The organism is Stomatobaculum longum, from assembly GCA_000242235.1.
In the GTDB taxonomy this organism is placed as follows: domain Bacteria; phylum Bacillota; class Clostridia; order Lachnospirales; family Lachnospiraceae; genus Moryella; species Moryella longum.
The window spans coordinates 185,505-200,738 of the sequence record JH590862.1; the positions used below are offsets into that span (position 1 = coordinate 185,505).

Annotated in this window: 14 protein-coding genes; 4 read left to right on the top strand and 10 right to left on the bottom strand. The window is 58.7% G+C overall.

Translation table 11 applies throughout. The features are described 5' to 3' along the window. Window positions 1-2: 2 nt before the first annotated feature. The 7 genes from HMPREF9623_RS03730 to hrcA form a co-directional block, all read right to left on the bottom strand. Window positions 3-1,154 (bottom strand): cysteine desulfurase family protein, encoded by a 1,152-nt coding sequence (locus HMPREF9623_RS03730; protein WP_009532560.1) that lies wholly within the window; start codon window positions 1,152-1,154, stop codon window positions 3-5. A 3-nt stretch (window positions 1,155-1,157) separates the two neighbouring features. After that, window positions 1,158-1,904, bottom strand: coding sequence for a 16S rRNA (uracil(1498)-N(3))-methyltransferase (locus HMPREF9623_RS03735; RefSeq protein ID WP_009532561.1), 747 nt, complete (start codon window positions 1,902-1,904; stop codon window positions 1,158-1,160). A 1-nt stretch (window position 1,905) separates the two neighbouring features. Beyond that, the gene (gene prmA / locus HMPREF9623_RS03740; RefSeq protein ID WP_009532562.1) at window positions 1,906-2,886 is read right to left on the bottom strand and encodes a 50S ribosomal protein L11 methyltransferase; all 981 of its coding nucleotides are present in this window, start codon (window positions 2,884-2,886) and stop codon (window positions 1,906-1,908) included. Between the two features lie 143 nt (window positions 2,887-3,029). Then, window positions 3,030-4,172 (bottom strand): molecular chaperone DnaJ, encoded by a 1,143-nt coding sequence (gene dnaJ, locus HMPREF9623_RS03745; protein ID WP_009532563.1) that lies wholly within the window; start codon window positions 4,170-4,172, stop codon window positions 3,030-3,032. Between the two features lie 59 nt (window positions 4,173-4,231). Beyond that, window positions 4,232-6,082: a molecular chaperone DnaK gene (gene dnaK / locus HMPREF9623_RS03750; protein WP_009532564.1), complete on the bottom strand. Its 1,851-nt coding sequence runs from the start codon at window positions 6,080-6,082 to the stop codon at window positions 4,232-4,234. 71 nt (window positions 6,083-6,153) lie between these two features. Then, window positions 6,154-6,777 carry a nucleotide exchange factor GrpE gene (gene grpE / locus HMPREF9623_RS03755; protein WP_009532565.1) on the bottom strand — a complete coding sequence of 208 codons (624 nt, stop codon included), beginning with the start codon at window positions 6,775-6,777 and terminating at the stop codon, window positions 6,154-6,156. Continuing rightward, a complete protein-coding gene (gene hrcA / locus HMPREF9623_RS03760; protein WP_009532566.1) occupies window positions 6,770-7,810 on the bottom strand; it encodes a heat-inducible transcriptional repressor HrcA in 1,041 nt (346 codons plus the stop codon). Before hrcA ends, grpE begins: the two co-directional genes overlap by 8 nt. 315 nt (window positions 7,811-8,125) lie before the next feature. Here hrcA and HMPREF9623_RS10815 point away from each other — a divergent pair, with 315 nt between their 5' ends. Together HMPREF9623_RS10815 and HMPREF9623_RS10820 are read left to right on the top strand one after the other, a co-directional pair. Then, window positions 8,126-8,593, top strand: coding sequence for a 3D domain-containing protein (locus HMPREF9623_RS10815; RefSeq protein WP_009532567.1), 468 nt, complete (start codon window positions 8,126-8,128; stop codon window positions 8,591-8,593). Window positions 8,594-8,687: 94 nt separating this feature from the next. After that, on the top strand, window positions 8,688-9,533 hold the full coding sequence (locus HMPREF9623_RS10820; protein WP_009532568.1) for a 3D domain-containing protein: 846 nt from the start codon (window positions 8,688-8,690) through the stop codon (window positions 9,531-9,533). A gap of 57 nt (window positions 9,534-9,590) precedes the next feature. Here HMPREF9623_RS10820 and HMPREF9623_RS03775 read toward each other — a convergent pair whose 3' ends face one another. Continuing rightward, window positions 9,591-10,721, bottom strand: coding sequence for a pyridoxamine kinase (locus HMPREF9623_RS03775; protein ID WP_009532569.1), 1,131 nt, complete (start codon window positions 10,719-10,721; stop codon window positions 9,591-9,593). Between the two features lie 122 nt (window positions 10,722-10,843). Between HMPREF9623_RS03775 and HMPREF9623_RS03780 the strand changes: the two genes are divergently transcribed. Continuing rightward, window positions 10,844-11,272 carry an RrF2 family transcriptional regulator gene (locus tag HMPREF9623_RS03780; RefSeq protein WP_040799501.1) on the top strand — a complete coding sequence of 143 codons (429 nt, stop codon included), beginning with the start codon at window positions 10,844-10,846 and terminating at the stop codon, window positions 11,270-11,272. A 405-nt stretch (window positions 11,273-11,677) separates the two neighbouring features. Here HMPREF9623_RS03780 and cysK read toward each other — a convergent pair whose 3' ends face one another. Beyond that, the gene (gene cysK / locus HMPREF9623_RS03785) at window positions 11,678-12,610 is read right to left on the bottom strand and encodes a cysteine synthase A (protein ID WP_009532571.1); all 933 of its coding nucleotides are present in this window, start codon (window positions 12,608-12,610) and stop codon (window positions 11,678-11,680) included. Between the two features lie 80 nt (window positions 12,611-12,690). Beyond that, window positions 12,691-13,659 (bottom strand): carbohydrate kinase family protein, encoded by a 969-nt coding sequence (locus HMPREF9623_RS03790; protein WP_009532572.1) that lies wholly within the window; start codon window positions 13,657-13,659, stop codon window positions 12,691-12,693. Window positions 13,660-13,811: 152 nt separating this feature from the next. Here HMPREF9623_RS03790 and HMPREF9623_RS03795 point away from each other — a divergent pair, with 152 nt between their 5' ends. Next, on the top strand, window positions 13,812-15,194 hold the full coding sequence (locus HMPREF9623_RS03795; protein ID WP_009532573.1) for an MATE family efflux transporter: 1,383 nt from the start codon (window positions 13,812-13,814) through the stop codon (window positions 15,192-15,194). The last annotated feature ends 40 nt before the right edge of the window (window positions 15,195-15,234 follow it).

Sequence of the window (15,234 nt, forward strand, 5' to 3'; positions counted from 1 at the left end):
CCTCACCGTCTGAATTTCCGAAGTTCCGGCACGAGCCGCCGGAAGACCTCTGAAAAGCGCTCTGCCTCCGCCTCGGTATTTTCTGCGGAGAAGCTCAGGCGTATCGTCGCGTCCAAAAGCTGTTTGGGAAGCCCAATGCCCCGCAGCGTCGCGGAAATGCCCGGGTGATTCGAGGCACAGGCGGAGCCGCTCGACACAAAAATCCCCTCGGCCTCGAGCGCGTGCAGCAGCACCTCGGCGCGAACCCCTTCGACCGAGAGACTTAAGATCTGCGGCGCGGAGTCCATGCCCGGCGCGCTGTTTGCGCTGACACCCGGGATTTCGAGCGCCGCCGCGAGAATCCGGTTCTTAATCACAAGTAGGCGCTCCCGCTTTGCCGGAAAATCCGAATACGCCTCCCGCGCGGCCTCTCCCATACCCGCAATGCCCGGCGCATTCAGCGTACCGCTCCGAAGTCCGCCCTGCTGTCCGCCGCCGAAACTCACGGGTTTTAACGAGACGCGGCGGTTCTTATAGAGGAAGCCGACGCCCTTCGGTCCCGCAATCTTATGGCTGCTTGCGCTCAGGAGGTCTATGCCGAGACGCTTCGGATAAATCTCAAATTTCCCGTAGGCCTGTACGGCATCCGTGTGAAAATAGCAGTCCGGATTCAGACGGTGTACGAGTTCCGCCGCCGCCGCAACCGGCTGAATCGTGCCGATTTCATTGTTCACATACATGAGCGAGACCAGTATCGTGTCCTTCCGGACGGCAGCTTCCAGATCCGAAAGCGCAATTTTCCCGGCTGTATCGACCGGCAAAACGGTCACCGAAAAGTCCTGTTCTTCCAGAAAGCGCATGGCCTCTAGCACCGCCGGGTGTTCGACCGCGCTTGTGATGAGATGCCGCCCGTAGCCCTTTCGACTGCGCGCGGTTCCGAGAATCGCGAGATTGTCGGACTCCGTGCCGCCCGAAGTAAAAATGAGTTCCGCCGGTTCCGCCTTCAGAGTCTTTGCAATTTGTTCCGCGGCCGTCCGAACCGCCGCCTCCGCGCGGACACCCGCGAGATGCAGAGAGGACGGGTTGCCGTAGTCTTCCCGCGCCACCCGGTCCGCAATCTCCGCCGCCGCCTTCCCGAGACGCGTCGTCGCCGCATTGTCAAAATATATTTCCATCCGTCAATCTTCCTCTGTCTCCGCCATCAGAAGGGAGAGAACCACAAGGCCGGCCGTCTCCGTCCGGAGTATGCGTTTGCCGAGCGTAACGGCCGTGAAGCCGCGCTCCTCGGCCGCTGCCACCTCGGTCTCCTCAAAGCCCCCTTCCGGGCCTATCATTACGGCAATGCGCTGTCCGGGCTTCGCCGAGCGAATCAGCGCTCTCGTCTCTGCGATTCCCTCCGCCCGCTCATAGGGGAGGAGGCGAAGTTCGGTTTCCTCCCGTTCGACCTGTGCGAGCGCATCCGCAAAGCGGAGCGGCAATGTAACTTCCGGAATGAGGCTTCGCCCCGCCTGCTTGGCCGCCGCCTCCGCAATGGCCTGCCAGCGCTTCTGCTTGGCTGCCGCCTTCTTCTCATCGAGACGCACGACCGAACGGTGCATCGCGACCGGAACCACGCGCGTTGCGCCGAGCTCCACCGCCTTCTGCACAATGAGCTCCATCTTTTCGCCCTTCGGGAGTCCCTGATAGAGCGTGATCGACACCGGGAGCTCCCTGGTCTCCTGCCTGCCCTCCAGAATGCGGAGTTGCACGGCCTCCGTCCCGATCTCCGCAATTTCGCAGAGATAGTCCCAGTCGCCGCCCGCATTGACCATGATCTTTTCGCCCGGCTTCATCCGGAGCACCGCGCCGATGTGCCGCACATCACTGCCGAGAATCACCGCGCTGTCCTCCGAAAGCTGTTCGGGTGCGATAAAAAAGTGATACATCTCAGGCCTTTCTCCGCGCGACAACGCTCGACCACTCGCCCTGACGGTTTACCTCCAGCACCTCAAAGTGCGGATTCGCCGCAATCGCCGCGCGCACTTCCTCTTCCTTTTCGTCGATGATGCCGGAGGTGATGAAGATACCGCCGATTTTTAAGTGCCGCCAGACTTCTTTCTCGAGCATCAGAATCACGGGCGCGAGTATATTCGCGAGCGCGATGTCATAGCACGCCTCGCCGGCCGCCGCCTGCACGGCAGGGTCATCGATCAGGTTGCCGCAGACGACCGTGAAGTCTTCGGGATTCAGATCATTGCTCGCGAGGTTCTCCGCAACCGCTTCGAGCGCATTGTCGTCGAGGTCGGTCGCAAAAATCTCCGCAGCGCCGAGCTTCTTTGCCGCAATGCCGAGAATGCCGCTCCCCGTTCCCACATCCAATACACGGATGTTTTTGACCCCCGCCGCCTGCATGAGCTTCATGTAGCGGTTCAGCGCGCGAATGCAGAGCTGCGTGGTCTCATGCGCACCGGTGCCGAACGCCGTGCCCGGATCGATCTGGATGCAGGTGAGCCCCGCACTCTCCGCCGGTACCTGCTCCCAGGTCGGCTTAATCAGGATGTCATCGACCACAAAGGGGTGAAAGAAGGTCTTCCAGTTGTTAATCCAGTCCTTGTCCTCGGTGAGACTCTCCTCGATTCGCGCTTCGCCGAGATCGGTGAACTGCGAGAGTTCCTCGAGTTCTTCCCGGACGCGGCAGAGCATCGCCTCTTCGCCGCTGCCGGGCTCCAGGTAAAAACTCACGCGCGCTGTCCCGTCGTCCGGCGGCAGTTCCGGCAGAATGTCGATGAACATACCCTTGGTATCCCGCTCCGAGAGCGGCGCATTGTCCTCAATCTCGATGCCCTCAATGCCGAGTTCCGCGAGCGTCGCGCTCACCAGATCCACTGCCTCCTCTGTGGTATACAGCGTATACTTTTTCCATCGCATGGGCGTTTTCCCTCCTGGCTCTGATATCGTTTAATCATAGCACAGCGCACTATGTTTGTAAAAGCGGGCTTCCGCAAAGCAAAAAGGGCGGCTGCCCCGCAGCATCCCGCCGCCGGAACAGTCACCCTGCCAATCGCTTGTCGTTAGGAGAACAAGCCCTTCTTTTTGCCGTCGCCCTGCATCGCCTCGTCGAAGTTCTTTAAGGCCTCGCGCTGCTTTGCGTTCAGCTTGGTCGGCACCTCGACGACAAGTGTCACATAGTGGTCGCCGCGTATCTTCGGATTCCGAAGCGAGGGCACGCCCTTGCCGCTCAGGCGCACGCGCGTGTCGGTCTGCGTTCCCGCCTTGACCGTGTACTCGACTTCGCCGTCCACGGTCTTAATCCGGATCGGACCGCCGAGCGCCGCCGTCGCGAACGAAATCGGCACCGTCGAGAAGATATTCGTGTCCTGGCGCTTAAAAATCGGGTGCGGACTCACAATGCACTCGACCAGCAAATCGCCGCGCTCGCCGCCGTTCACGCCCGGCTCGCCGCCGTGCGGCATTCTGACCGAGAGTCCGTTGTCGATGCCGGCCGGAATGCTGACCTCAAAACTCTTCCGAATGCGCTTATAGCCCGTGCCGTTGCAGGAGGTGCACTTCTCCTTCACCACCTTGCCGCTGCCGTGGCAGGTCGGACAGGTCTGCACATTCTGCACCGTGCCGAACATGGTCTGGCTCATCTTGACAATCTTGCCCTGCCCCTTACAGGTCGGACAGGTCTCGGGCGAGGTACCCGGCTTTGCGCCGCTGCCCTTACAGGTCTCGCACTCTTCCTTGTAATCGATTGTGATTTTCTTCTTACAGCCGAAGATTGCCTCTTCGAAGGTCAGCCGGACGGTCGCGCGGACATTCGCGCCGCGCATCGGCGCATTGGCCGCCTGGCGCTGTGCGCCTCTGCCGCCGCCGAAAAAGCTGCCGAAAATATCACCGCCGAACATGTCGCCGAAAATATCGCCGAAGTCGGCCGCATTGCCCTCGTAGAAACCGCCGCCGCTGCCGCCGCCCATGCGCGGATCAAAGGCCGCATGCCCGAACTGATCGTACTGTGCCCGCTTCTTAGGATCGCTCAGAACGGAATAAGCTTCGTTGACTTCCTTAAAAGCCGCTTCCGCCTGCTTGTCGCCGGGATTCGCATCCGGATGATACTTCTTCGCGAGCATCCGATATGCCTTTTTCAGCGCCGCATCGTCCGCGTCCTTCGAAACCCCAAGCACCTCATAATAATCGCGCTTCTGTTCTGCCATCGTGATCCTTTCTCAAACGGACACGCGAGAGCCTTGCTCCCGCGTGCCATCCGTTTTCTTTAGACTTCCTTGAAATCGCCGTCCACAACACCGTCATCCGGCTTGGAGCCGCCGTTATCCGCGGCGCCCTGGCCCGCCTGACTCTGCTGTGCGTTCTCATAGACCTTCTGGAAGAGCTGCTGCGCGCTTGCCATCAGCTTCTCCTTGTTTGCCTTGATGTCTGCGACCTGCTCGTCCGTCATCGACTCCGCCGGTGCGCGGTTCACAGCCTCCTTGAGTGCGCTGAGATCTGCCTCAACCGCCGCCTTGTCGCTGTCGCTGAGCTTCTCACCGACCTCCTGGATTGCCTTCTCGGTCTGGAAGATCAGGGAATCGGCGTCATTTCTCTCGTCGATTGCCTCTTTCTTCTTCTTGTCCTGCGCCTCGAACTCGGAAGCTTCCTTGACTGCCTTGTCAATGTCCTCCTGAGACATGTTGGAACCGGAAGTAATCGTGATGTGCTGCTCCTTGCCGGTGCCGAGATCCTTTGCGGAGACATTCACGATGCCGTTTGCATCGATGTCGAAGGTGACCTCAATCTGCGGGACACCTCTCTTTGCCGGCAGGATGCCGTCCAGACGGAACTGGCCGAGGCTCTTGTTGTCGCGCGCAAACTCACGCTCACCCTGCACCACGTGGATGTCAACGGCCGACTGGTTGTCCTCCGCCGTCGAGAAGACCTGGCTCTTTCTGGTCGGAATGGTCGTATTTCTCTCAATCAGCTTGGTCGCAATGCCGCCCATCGTCTCAATCGAGAGGGAGAGCGGGGTAACATCGAGGAGCAGCACGTCGCTTGCGCTCGAGTCGCCCGCGAGCTTGCCGCCCTGGACCGCCGCGCCGATGGCAACGCACTCGTCCGGATTCAGAGTCTTCGAGGGCTCCATGCCGGTGAGCTGCTTTACCTTCTCCTGTGCGTTCAGCATACGCGTGGAACCGCCGACCAGAAGAACCTTGCCGAGGTCTGCGTTTGTGATGCCAGCGTCGCGCATTGCGTTCTGCACCGGGATAACCGTGCGCTCAATCAGGTCTGCCGTGAGCTCGTCAAACTTTGCGCGGGTCAGGGTCATTGCAAGATGCTGCGGGCCCTCTGCGGTCGCCGTGATGAACGGGAGGTTAATCTCCGTCGTCGTCGCGGTCGAGAGCTCCTTCTTTGCCTTCTCCGCCGCTTCCTTCAGTCTCTGCAGCGCCATCTTGTCGTTGCCGAGATCCACGCCGACCTGCTTCTTGAACTCGGCAATCATCCACTCGGTGATCTTGTTGTCGAAGTCGTCACCGCCGAGGTGCGTATCGCCGTTGGTCGCGAGCACTTCGATGACGCCCTCGCCGATGTCAATGATCGAGACATCGAAGGTGCCGCCGCCGAGGTCATAGACCATAATCTTCTGTTCTTTGTCGTTGTCAAGGCCGTAAGCGAGCGCCGCCGCCGTCGGCTCGTTGATAATACGCTTGACTTCAAGGCCCGCAATCTTGCCTGCGTCCTTGGTTGCCTGACGCTGCGCGTCATTAAAGTATGCCGGAACCGTGATGACCGCCTCGCTGACCTTCTCGCCGAGGTAGCTCTCCGCGTCCGCCTTCAGCTTCTGCAGAATCATCGCCGAAATCTCCTGCGGCGTGTAGCTCTTGCCGTCGATCGTCACCTTGTAGTCCGTGCCCATGTGGCGCTTAATCGAAGCAATCGTGCGGTCCGCGTTTGTGACTGCCTGGCGCTTTGCCGGCTCACCGACCAGACGCTCGCCGGTCTTTGTGAATGCAACCACAGACGGTGTGGTTCTCGCGCCCTCGCTGTTCGGAATCACGACCGGCTTGCCGCCCTCCATGACTGCCACACAGCTGTTGGTTGTACCAAGGTCAATACCGATAATCTTACTCATTGTTTCTCCTCCTGAAAATCCGCTCGTATATAAACTCGTATATAAAAATCAGTTTCGTGTTGTATTCCGATTTAGTTCGCGACCTTCACCATGCTGTGGCGAAGTACGCTGTCCTTGTAGAGATAGCCTTTCTGCAACTCCTCCGAGACGACATTCTCGCCGAGCGCCTCATTGTCCTCGTGCATCACCGCATTGTGATACGCCGGGTCAAAGGGCTTGCCCTTCGCGTCAATCGCCTCAACGCCCGCCTCCTTCAGATTCTTTAAGAGCTGGCGGTATATCATGTCCATGCCCTCGGCATAGGCCTTGATGCCGCTGTCCTCGCTCTCCGGAACCTGGGCGACGCTGCGCTCAAAATTGTCGATGACCGGCAAAAACTTCTCGAGCACCGACTTGGCACCGAGATCAAACATCTGTGCCTTTTCGCGCTCGCTCCGCTTGCGGAAATTCTCAAACTCCGCGAGTGTCCGCTTCAGACGGTCGTTCAGTGCTTCGATTTCTGCCTGTGCCGCACTGTTTCGCTCGTCTCCCGCAGTCTCCGCGCCGGAATCGGCCTCAGCGGTCTCTGCCGTTTTTTCCGCCTTATCTTCCGCTTCGAGCTCCGCCGCCGCAGCGGCAGCTCCCATCGCAGCGCGCTCCTCGGCGCTCTGCCGCTCCTGTCTCTCCCGCTCGTGTCTGTGCTTGTCCTTAGCCATCGTCTCCTCCGAAATTCTCATCCATCTCACGCATCAGACTGTGCAACGTCTTCAGCACCTTCTCATAATCCATGCGCTTCGGCCCCACGATACCAATGGTACCGCAAAGACCGCCGCCCAGATCATAGCGGGCTGTGACGATGCTGCAATCATTCATCTCAGGCACCGGGGACTCCTCTCCGATAAACACCTGAATGTTCTCTTTCTCCTCTCCCGTCTGCGCCGCCGCATCCGCCACAATGCGCTTCAAGCGATTCTTCTCTTCAAAGGTCCGGATGATGCGCTTTGCGCCGCCGCCGTCGGTGAGCTCCGGATACCGGAACACATTGGTCGCGCCGCTGGTATAAATCTGCAGCTCTTCCTCCTCCGAGAGCATGTGCCGGAGTTCATCGAGAAGATAGGCGACGAATTCTTTGTTGTCCCCTGCCTCCGCGAGCAGCTTCTGCATGACACCTGCCTCCGCTTCCTGAATGCTGACGCCGTTTAAGCGCGTATTCAGCAGAATATTGAGTTGCAGGAGCTCTGCGTCACCGATCGGCTGCCGCAGGGTCAAAATGCGGTTGCTGATCAGATTGCCCTCAAGTACCAGAACAACCAAAAGGCGGCTCTCATCCATTCCGGAGAGTTGCAACAGCTTGATGCGCGCCCGGCTCGTGTCGGGACCGCTGATGACTGCTGCGTAATTGGTATGATCCGCGGCAATGCGTGCCATTCTGCGGAGCACCAGCTCGAGGCGGTCCACCCGCGCGACAAACTGACGCTTCAGGGCTTCGACTTCATTCTCGGTTTCCCGCAGAATCTCGTTGACATAGAAGCGATACCCCTGATCGGAGGGGATACGCCCCGCCGAGGTGTGCGGCTGCAGGAGATACCCCATCTCCTCCAGATCGTACATCTCATTGCGTATGGTCGCACTGCTCAGCGCGCAGCCAGGAAGTTTTGAAATCGTGCGGGAGCCGACCGGCTCGCCGGTCTCCATGTAGTTTTTGATCACCGCATTCAGTATCATGACTTTTCTGTCATCCAGCTCCATGATTTCCTCCTTCCCGTTGTTAGCACTCATTAGAGTGGAGTGCTAACATCTGCTGTCGTTACTATAGCTGTTTTGCAAGCCCCTGTCAAGCGGGATTCAAAATTTTTTTAGAGAATTTCTCCGTCCCTCTTCCCGCTCTGTTTTCCCTGCCGCGCTGCGCTTCTCCGCGCGCTTCCGGTGCCGCAAGGCCCCCTCGCCCCTTTGCCCTCTGCTTTTCCCGCACACGATTTTCTTGCGTGTTTCCCGTCTCTCATGCTATATTGCAGACAGAAAGGTAACATCTCTGTAACATTTCGACATGAAAGGAGACCTTGCATGCGACTTTTGACAAAGTTTTCCGCCCTCGGGCTCAGTATCCTGCTCTCACTCGCCGCAGCCCAGCCTGCCGCGGCCGCAGTCGTGCAGAACAACGCAACCGCCAACAGCCGGACCGAAGAAGTGACCGCTGTCATCGAGGCACCGAGTGAGACACCGGAGACCGCCGTGCCGCTCCCGCCCGTCCGGAACGAACGCTCGCTCGGCACCTTTAAGACCACGGGCTATTCCAATCCGAACGGCACCCGCTGCGCCGACGGCTCCGTGCCGAAGGCCGCACACACGGTCGCATCCGACTGGGGCGTGTTGCCGCGCGGCAGTAAAATTCGCTTTGCCGGCAGCGACACAATCTACACCGTCGAAGACAACGGGGTCCGCGGCCAGATTGTCGACGTCTACTATGCGACGACCGCCGAGGCCTGGGCACACGGTGTCCAGTACCGCGAGGTGTACCTGATTCTCGAGTAAGTCCCCGCTGTTTTAATTTTAATTGACAGTACCCCTCTCCTCTGTTTAGAATAAAGCTGTAGTTCTTACAGAATTCTTAAGAGGATACAGAACCGTGCACAAACATATGAATGCCATTCAGCGGGCGTGCATCTTTCTTCTGACCCTGCTTCTGTTTCTCGTACCGCTCAGCGCGCTGGGTGAGCCGAAAGCAGAGCCGGCCCCGGAAGCCGCTGCGGCCGAGACAGGCACCACAGCCTTTGTCTCGCCGACAGACACTCCCTCCGCGAGCGCTGTCTTCACGGACAGCACAGTGATGGGAGATGTGCAGCACGCCGAAGAGAATCTGAGCGACCAGATTGATGTACCGGCGCTCAACGATGCCCGTGTCGCGGCGCAAAACGCGCTGATTGAGACCCGGACCAATAAAGACCGCGCTTGGCTCAGCCTGAAGCGGGAAGAACAGGCAAAGGCCGAGGCAGCGCGCCGCGCCGCCGAAGAAGCCGCGCGCGCCGCGAGTGAGGCGGCCAGAGAGCGCGCCGAAGCGGAATCCCGCGAGGCCGCAAAAAAAGCCGCGGCTAAAAAGGACAGCGGCAAGCAGAGCAAGACCACGGCTGCCGCGAACCACAGCACGAGCGGCAAGAGCGCCAAAAAAGAGAGCGGCCGGAACGGCAAGAGCCTCGGCGTCTTCAAGCTCACCGCCTACTGCCCCTGCTACGAGTGTTCCAAGGGGTGGGGCCGCATGACCAGCTCGGGCAAGATCGCACAGGCCAATCACACGATTGCAACCGATCCCGCCGTGATTCCGGAGGGCACGCGCGTTGTCATCAACGGCACCGTCTATGTCGCCGAGGACGTCGGCAGCGGTGTCGCCGGCAAGCACATCGATATCTTCATGGAGAGTCACTCGAGTGCGCTGAACTTCGGCGTGCAGTACGCGGAAGTCTATCTTGCGGATTAAAAAAAACGCAGGGCGAAAATTCGCCCTGCGTTTTTTTCTGAGACGGCGCTCGCGGCCTCAGAATTCCAGCTTGCAGTCGTGACCGCTCTCCCGGTCCAGAATAATGCCGATCAGGCGCAGCGCGGTCTCATCGCCGAGCGCCTCCCGGCTCACATCGAAATCCTTCCAGTAAAGACGAATCCGCTGCCCGTAGGCATGCTTTCCGAAGCCGCCCCGCAAAATGTCGTCGAACGCCGAGAGATTGTGCCCGGTCTTTTGCGTCCCGTCGGTCAGAACCCGGTCAATCTCCGCATAGAATGTTTCCATGTCCCGGACATGTTTCCCCTCAATCGTAAAGGTCGGCACATTCAGCGCCTCCGTGAGGAGCGGCAGGGCCTTTTCGAATTTGACGCCGTACCAGTGCGCGCTGTCTCCCTCGGTCGCGCGTATGCTCGCGACCACAAAGCGCGCGGCAAGCTTTGTCGCCTCGAAAGCGCTCTTCCCCCGCAACATGGCGCCGGTAAACGCCGCGGCAAAGCAGTCGCCGGTTCCGTGGCTACTCCGCGGCACGCGCGGAGTAAAGTCATAGCGGAGGTCACCGCTCGCGCTGTCATAGACTACATTGCCGATGCGCCCTTCCTCGTAGGAAATACCTTTCAGAATCACATGTTTTGCGCCGAGCGCCGCAAGTTTCCTGAGGAGCCCCCGGATTTCCGCTTCGCTCTGCAACCCTTCGCGGTATTCGGTGTCGGTCAGCAGGCAGGCCTCTGTGAGATTCGGGAGAATATAATCCGCCCCGCCGCAGAGTTTCGCCATCTCCTCGACAAACGCGAGATCAAAGCCGGTGTAGAGCGCGCCGTTGTCAGCCATCGCGGGATCCACAATTCTGAGGCCGCCCGGCGCGAGGAGTGTATCCATAATCTCCTGCACAATCGCAATCTGTCTCCGGCTTCCGAGATAACCCGTATAAATCGCATCAAAGGCAATGTGCTCTTTCTTCCACTTTGCGGAAATTTCCGGCATATCCTCGGTCAAATCCCGGAAGGTAAAGCCGTGGAAATCGGCACCGGTGTGATTGGAGAGCACTGCCGAGGGGAGAATACAGGTCTCCACGCCGCAGGCCGAGACGATGGGCAGGGCCACGGTGAGCGAGCATTGTCCCACGCAGGAAATATCCTGTATTGTCAATATTTTCTTATCAACTGCCATTGTAATGCCTCCTTTTGTTCGACTTGCTGAAAGTATAGCACAGAAAATTGTCAAAGAACAACTTGCAAAGCATTAAACCCTGTAGTAAGATAGGTTTATATGTTAGATGAGAGGAGTTCCGTATGATGATTTCAACCCGGGGCCGCTATGCACTCCGCGTCATGATCGATCTCGCCGAGCACATCGGCAGTTCTTATATTCCCCTGAAGGACATTGCCGAGCGGCAGCAAATTTCCGAAAAATATCTGGAGTCCATTGTCAAAATTCTGGTCCGCAACGGCCTGCTCGATGCGCTCCGCGGCAAAGGCGGCGGCTACCGCTTAAACCGCTCGCCCGCCGAGTATACGGTCGGTAGCATTCTCCGCCTCACCGAGGGCAGTCTTGCGCCGGTCGCCTGCCTCGAGGAAGAGGCCGCCTGCGAGCGCGCGACCTACTGTCGTACCCTGCCCATGTGGCAGAAACTGGACCGCCTGGTCAATGACTTTTTCGACGGCTACACGCTCGCCGATCTCGCCGCGCCGAACCTCGCGGGCAATGATTTTGTCATCTGAGCGTTTCTCTTCACACCTCCGTGCCGCCCGGCGCGGGGGTGTTTTTTGACTGTTTTAGGGCCAAGCGGATAAAGACCGAACTTTCCTCTTCGCATAGGTATTGCAGTGTCACCGCTAAGTTCCGGACTGATTCCGCCCGTATTTTATACAAAGCCCGCCGCAAAGAGAACCGCTGACAGGCTTCCTGACCTTTTTCTCCCAACATACTGTTTCAAGGAAGATGTACGCGGAGAAAAACCTTGTATATCAAGGGTTTGATTCTGTCGATGTTGCGTGGGCTACCGACTCATTTTGACCTATGGATCTATTTTGACGATTTTCCCTCGAAAAAGCGCAAAAAGGAGCCGCTTTGCCGGAAAACAGGCAAAACGGCTCCCTTTTGATTCACTTACATTCGGATTTTAATCAGTCCTGGAACAGCGGCGAAGAGAGATAGCGGTCACCGGAATCCGGCAACAGAACGACAATCGTCTTGCCCTCGGCCTCTTTCCGCTTTGCGAGCTGCACCGCCGCATAGAGCGCCGCGCCCGAGGAAATGCCGGTCAGAATGCCCTCGGCTCTTCCGATCTCCCGTCCCTCGCGGAACGCATCCTCATTCGAGACCCGGATGACCTCGTCGTAAATCTTCGTGTCAAGCGTATCCGGCACAAAGCCCGCGCCGAGTCCCTGGATTTTGTGCGGGCCCGGCTGTCCGCCCGAGAGCACCGGCGAAGCGTCCGGCTCCACGGCAATCAGTTTGACCTCCGGCTTTTTGCTGCGGAGATAGCGGCCCACACCTGTCAGTGTGCCGCCCGTACCGACGCCGGAGACAAAGTAATCGACCTCACCGTCGGTGTCCTCCCAGATTTCGGGACCCGTGGTCTTCTCATGTGTCGCCGGATTCGCGGGATTCACGAACTGTCCGGGGATAAAGCTGTTCGGAATCTCCTTTGCGAGTTCTTCCGCCTTGGCCATTGCGCCCTTCATGCCCTTGGCGCCCTCTGTCAGAACGAGCTCCGCGCCGTAGGCCTTCATGAGATTTCTGCGCTCCACGCTCATCGAGTCCGGCATCACAATGATAATGCGATAGCCTCTCGCCGCCGCGACCGAGGCGAGGCCGATGCCGGTATTGCCGGAAGTCGGCTCAATGATGACCGAGCCCTTCTTCAGGACACCGCGTTGCTCCGCGTCGTCGAGCATGCCGCGGGCAATTCTGTCCTTCACGGAGCCCGCCGGGTTAAAGTACTCGAGCTTTGCGAGAATGCGCGCCTTTAAACCTTCCTCCGCCTCAATGTGCGTGAGCTCGAGGAGCGGGGTATGTCCGATCAACTGGTCTGCAGAAGTATAAATCTTCGACATGAGAATGCCTCCCTTTCGTCTGTTCGTCTCTGAAAGCTATCCTACCCCCTTTTAACATATAAGTCAAGTAGGTTTAAGGATTAATTGTTCGAGAGTTTCGCGACGCGCGCCTGGATGTCCTCCCGGCTCGGGATACTCGCAATGCCGCCGGAGCGCTCTGTCGAGAGGCTCGCCGCCGTCGAGGCGAAGGTGCCGATGTTCTTTAACTCTTCCGCAGTGAGTTCTGCGGCGTTCTTGCCGCTCTCCAGAATGCAGGCGAGTGCCGTGCCGCCGAAGATATCGCCCGCGCCGGTCGTGTCAATCGGCGAGACCTGCGGTCCCGCACAGTAGGCGAACGCGCCGCTCCTGTTCTTCAAGTAGCTGCCCTTCGGCCCGAGCGTGACCATCGCAAGACTTACGCCGTAGACATTGAGCAGTTTCTCCGCGCCCTCTTCCGGCGTGCAGCCCCAGAGGAAGTCCACCTCTTCGTCGCTGATCTTCACGACATCCGCGTGGGAGACCGCCCAGAGCATCTCCCGGCGCGCATCCTCAATGTCTCGCCAGAGCGGCAGGCGGAGATTCGGGTCGCAGGTGATGAGCTTGCCCTTTGCCTTCGCATAGGCGACAGCCGCGCGCGTCGCCGAGCGCACCGGCTCATTGGTCAGCGAGAGCGTGCCGAAGTGAAAAGCCTTTGCCTGATCGATCAGCGAGAGCTTGATCTCCTCAAAGCGGAGCTGGGTGTCCGCGCCCGGCTTTCTCGCAAAGCTGAAAGCGCGGTCCCCCTCGCGGTTAAAGGTCACGAAGGCGAGGGTGGTGAAGACATTCTCGTCCTGCACGAGCCCGCTCACATCAATGCCGCAGCGCTCCAGGGTGCCGAGCAGCATGACGCCGAAGGCATCCACGCCGACCTTGCCGATGATAGCCGTGCTGTGTCCCAGATTCCGAAGCGCCGCAAGGAAATTTGCCGGTGCACCGCCCGCGTGCGCTGCCATGGTCGGATAGCCTTCCACATCTTTGGATTTCTCCGCAAAATCAATCAACACTTCCCCGAGTGCCACAACTTCTGCCATGTCAAACCTCCTGTCTTTTCACTGCCCTTTGCAGTCTTTGCCTGATATCCGAAGTATAACATACCGAAGCCCTTCCTGCCTTGCGCGATTCTTACAATACTGCTAAACTATAGACATTTTCGCACCTGATTCTGCCGGAAAGGATGGTATGTATGACCGAAGCCAAACAGCAACTCTCCGAAAACAAGATGGGCACCATGCCGGTCGGAAAACTCATTTTTTCGATGTCGGTTCCGATGATGATTTCGATGATCGTCCAGGCACTCTATAATATAGTAGATTCGATTTTCGTCTCGATGATCAGCGAACAGGCACTGACCGCCGTGAGCCTCGCGTTCCCGCTGCAGTCGCTGATGATTGCCTTCAGCACCGGCATCGGCGTCGGCATCAACGCGCACCTCTCCCGCGCGCTCGGCGAAAAAAAGCTGCAGCGCGCCAACCGGACAGCCGCGAGTGGCCTGTTGCTTGAGCTCTGCTTTGCGCTGCTCTTTGTGCTGACCGGCATCTTTCTCGCCGTGCCGTTTTTCCGCGCGCAGACCGCCGACCCCGAAATTTTCTCCTACGGTGTTCTCTACACGCGCATTGTCTGCTGCGGCTCTCTCGGCATCTTCACGGAAATCACCTTTGAGCGTTTTTTGCAGTCGACCGGCCGCACCACACTCTCAATGTACTCCCAGCTCTCCGGCGCGCTCTTTAATCTCGTGATGGATCCGGTGCTGATCTTCGGCCTCTTCGGCGCGCCGAAACTTGGCATTGCGGGCGCCGCGCTCGCGACCGTGCTCGGTCAGCATCTCTCCGCGCTTGTCGCGATTCTGCTGAACCAGACCAAAAATCCCGAAGTCAAGCTGCACGCGCAGTCCTTCGGTTTCTATCCGGAGCTCCTCGGACACATTCTCGCCGTCGGCATTCCGTCGACCATCATGCAGGCGCTCTCCTCCTTCATGGTTTATGCGATGAACCAGATTCTGATTAGCTTCACCGCGACCGCAACCGCGATACTCGGCGTCTACTTTAAAATTTCGAGTCTCATCTTCATGCCGGTCTTCGGTCTGAATAACGGCACGGTGCCGATTCTCGCCTACAACTACGGGGCCGGCCATAAGCGCCGCATCCTGCGCGCCCTGAAAGTCTCCGTCCTGACCGCACTCGGCTTTATGACGGTCGGTCTCCTGCTCTTTGAACTCCTGCCGGGGCTCTTTTTCCGATTGTTCCATGCCTCGGCCAACATGCTGTCCCTCGGCATTCCGGCACTCCGCATCATTGGGCTCTGCCTGCCCTTTGTCGGTTTCTCGATTGCGACGAGCTCAGCCTTCCAGGCCCTCAGCAAGGGCTACTACAGCATGCTGGTTTCGATTTGCCGCCAGCTCCTCTTCCTTCTGCCGACCGCCTATCTGCTCGCAAAGACCGGTGTGCTGCAGAATGTCTGGTGGTCCATTGTGATTGCGGAGGGTGCGGGTCTCTTTGTGAGCCTCTTCTTCCTGCTTCGCAGCCTGCAAAAAATAGTCGCCCCCATTCCGGACGACCATGTGCTGTGATTGCGGGTCCTATTAACCCGTTTCCTCTTAAAAAGCAAGC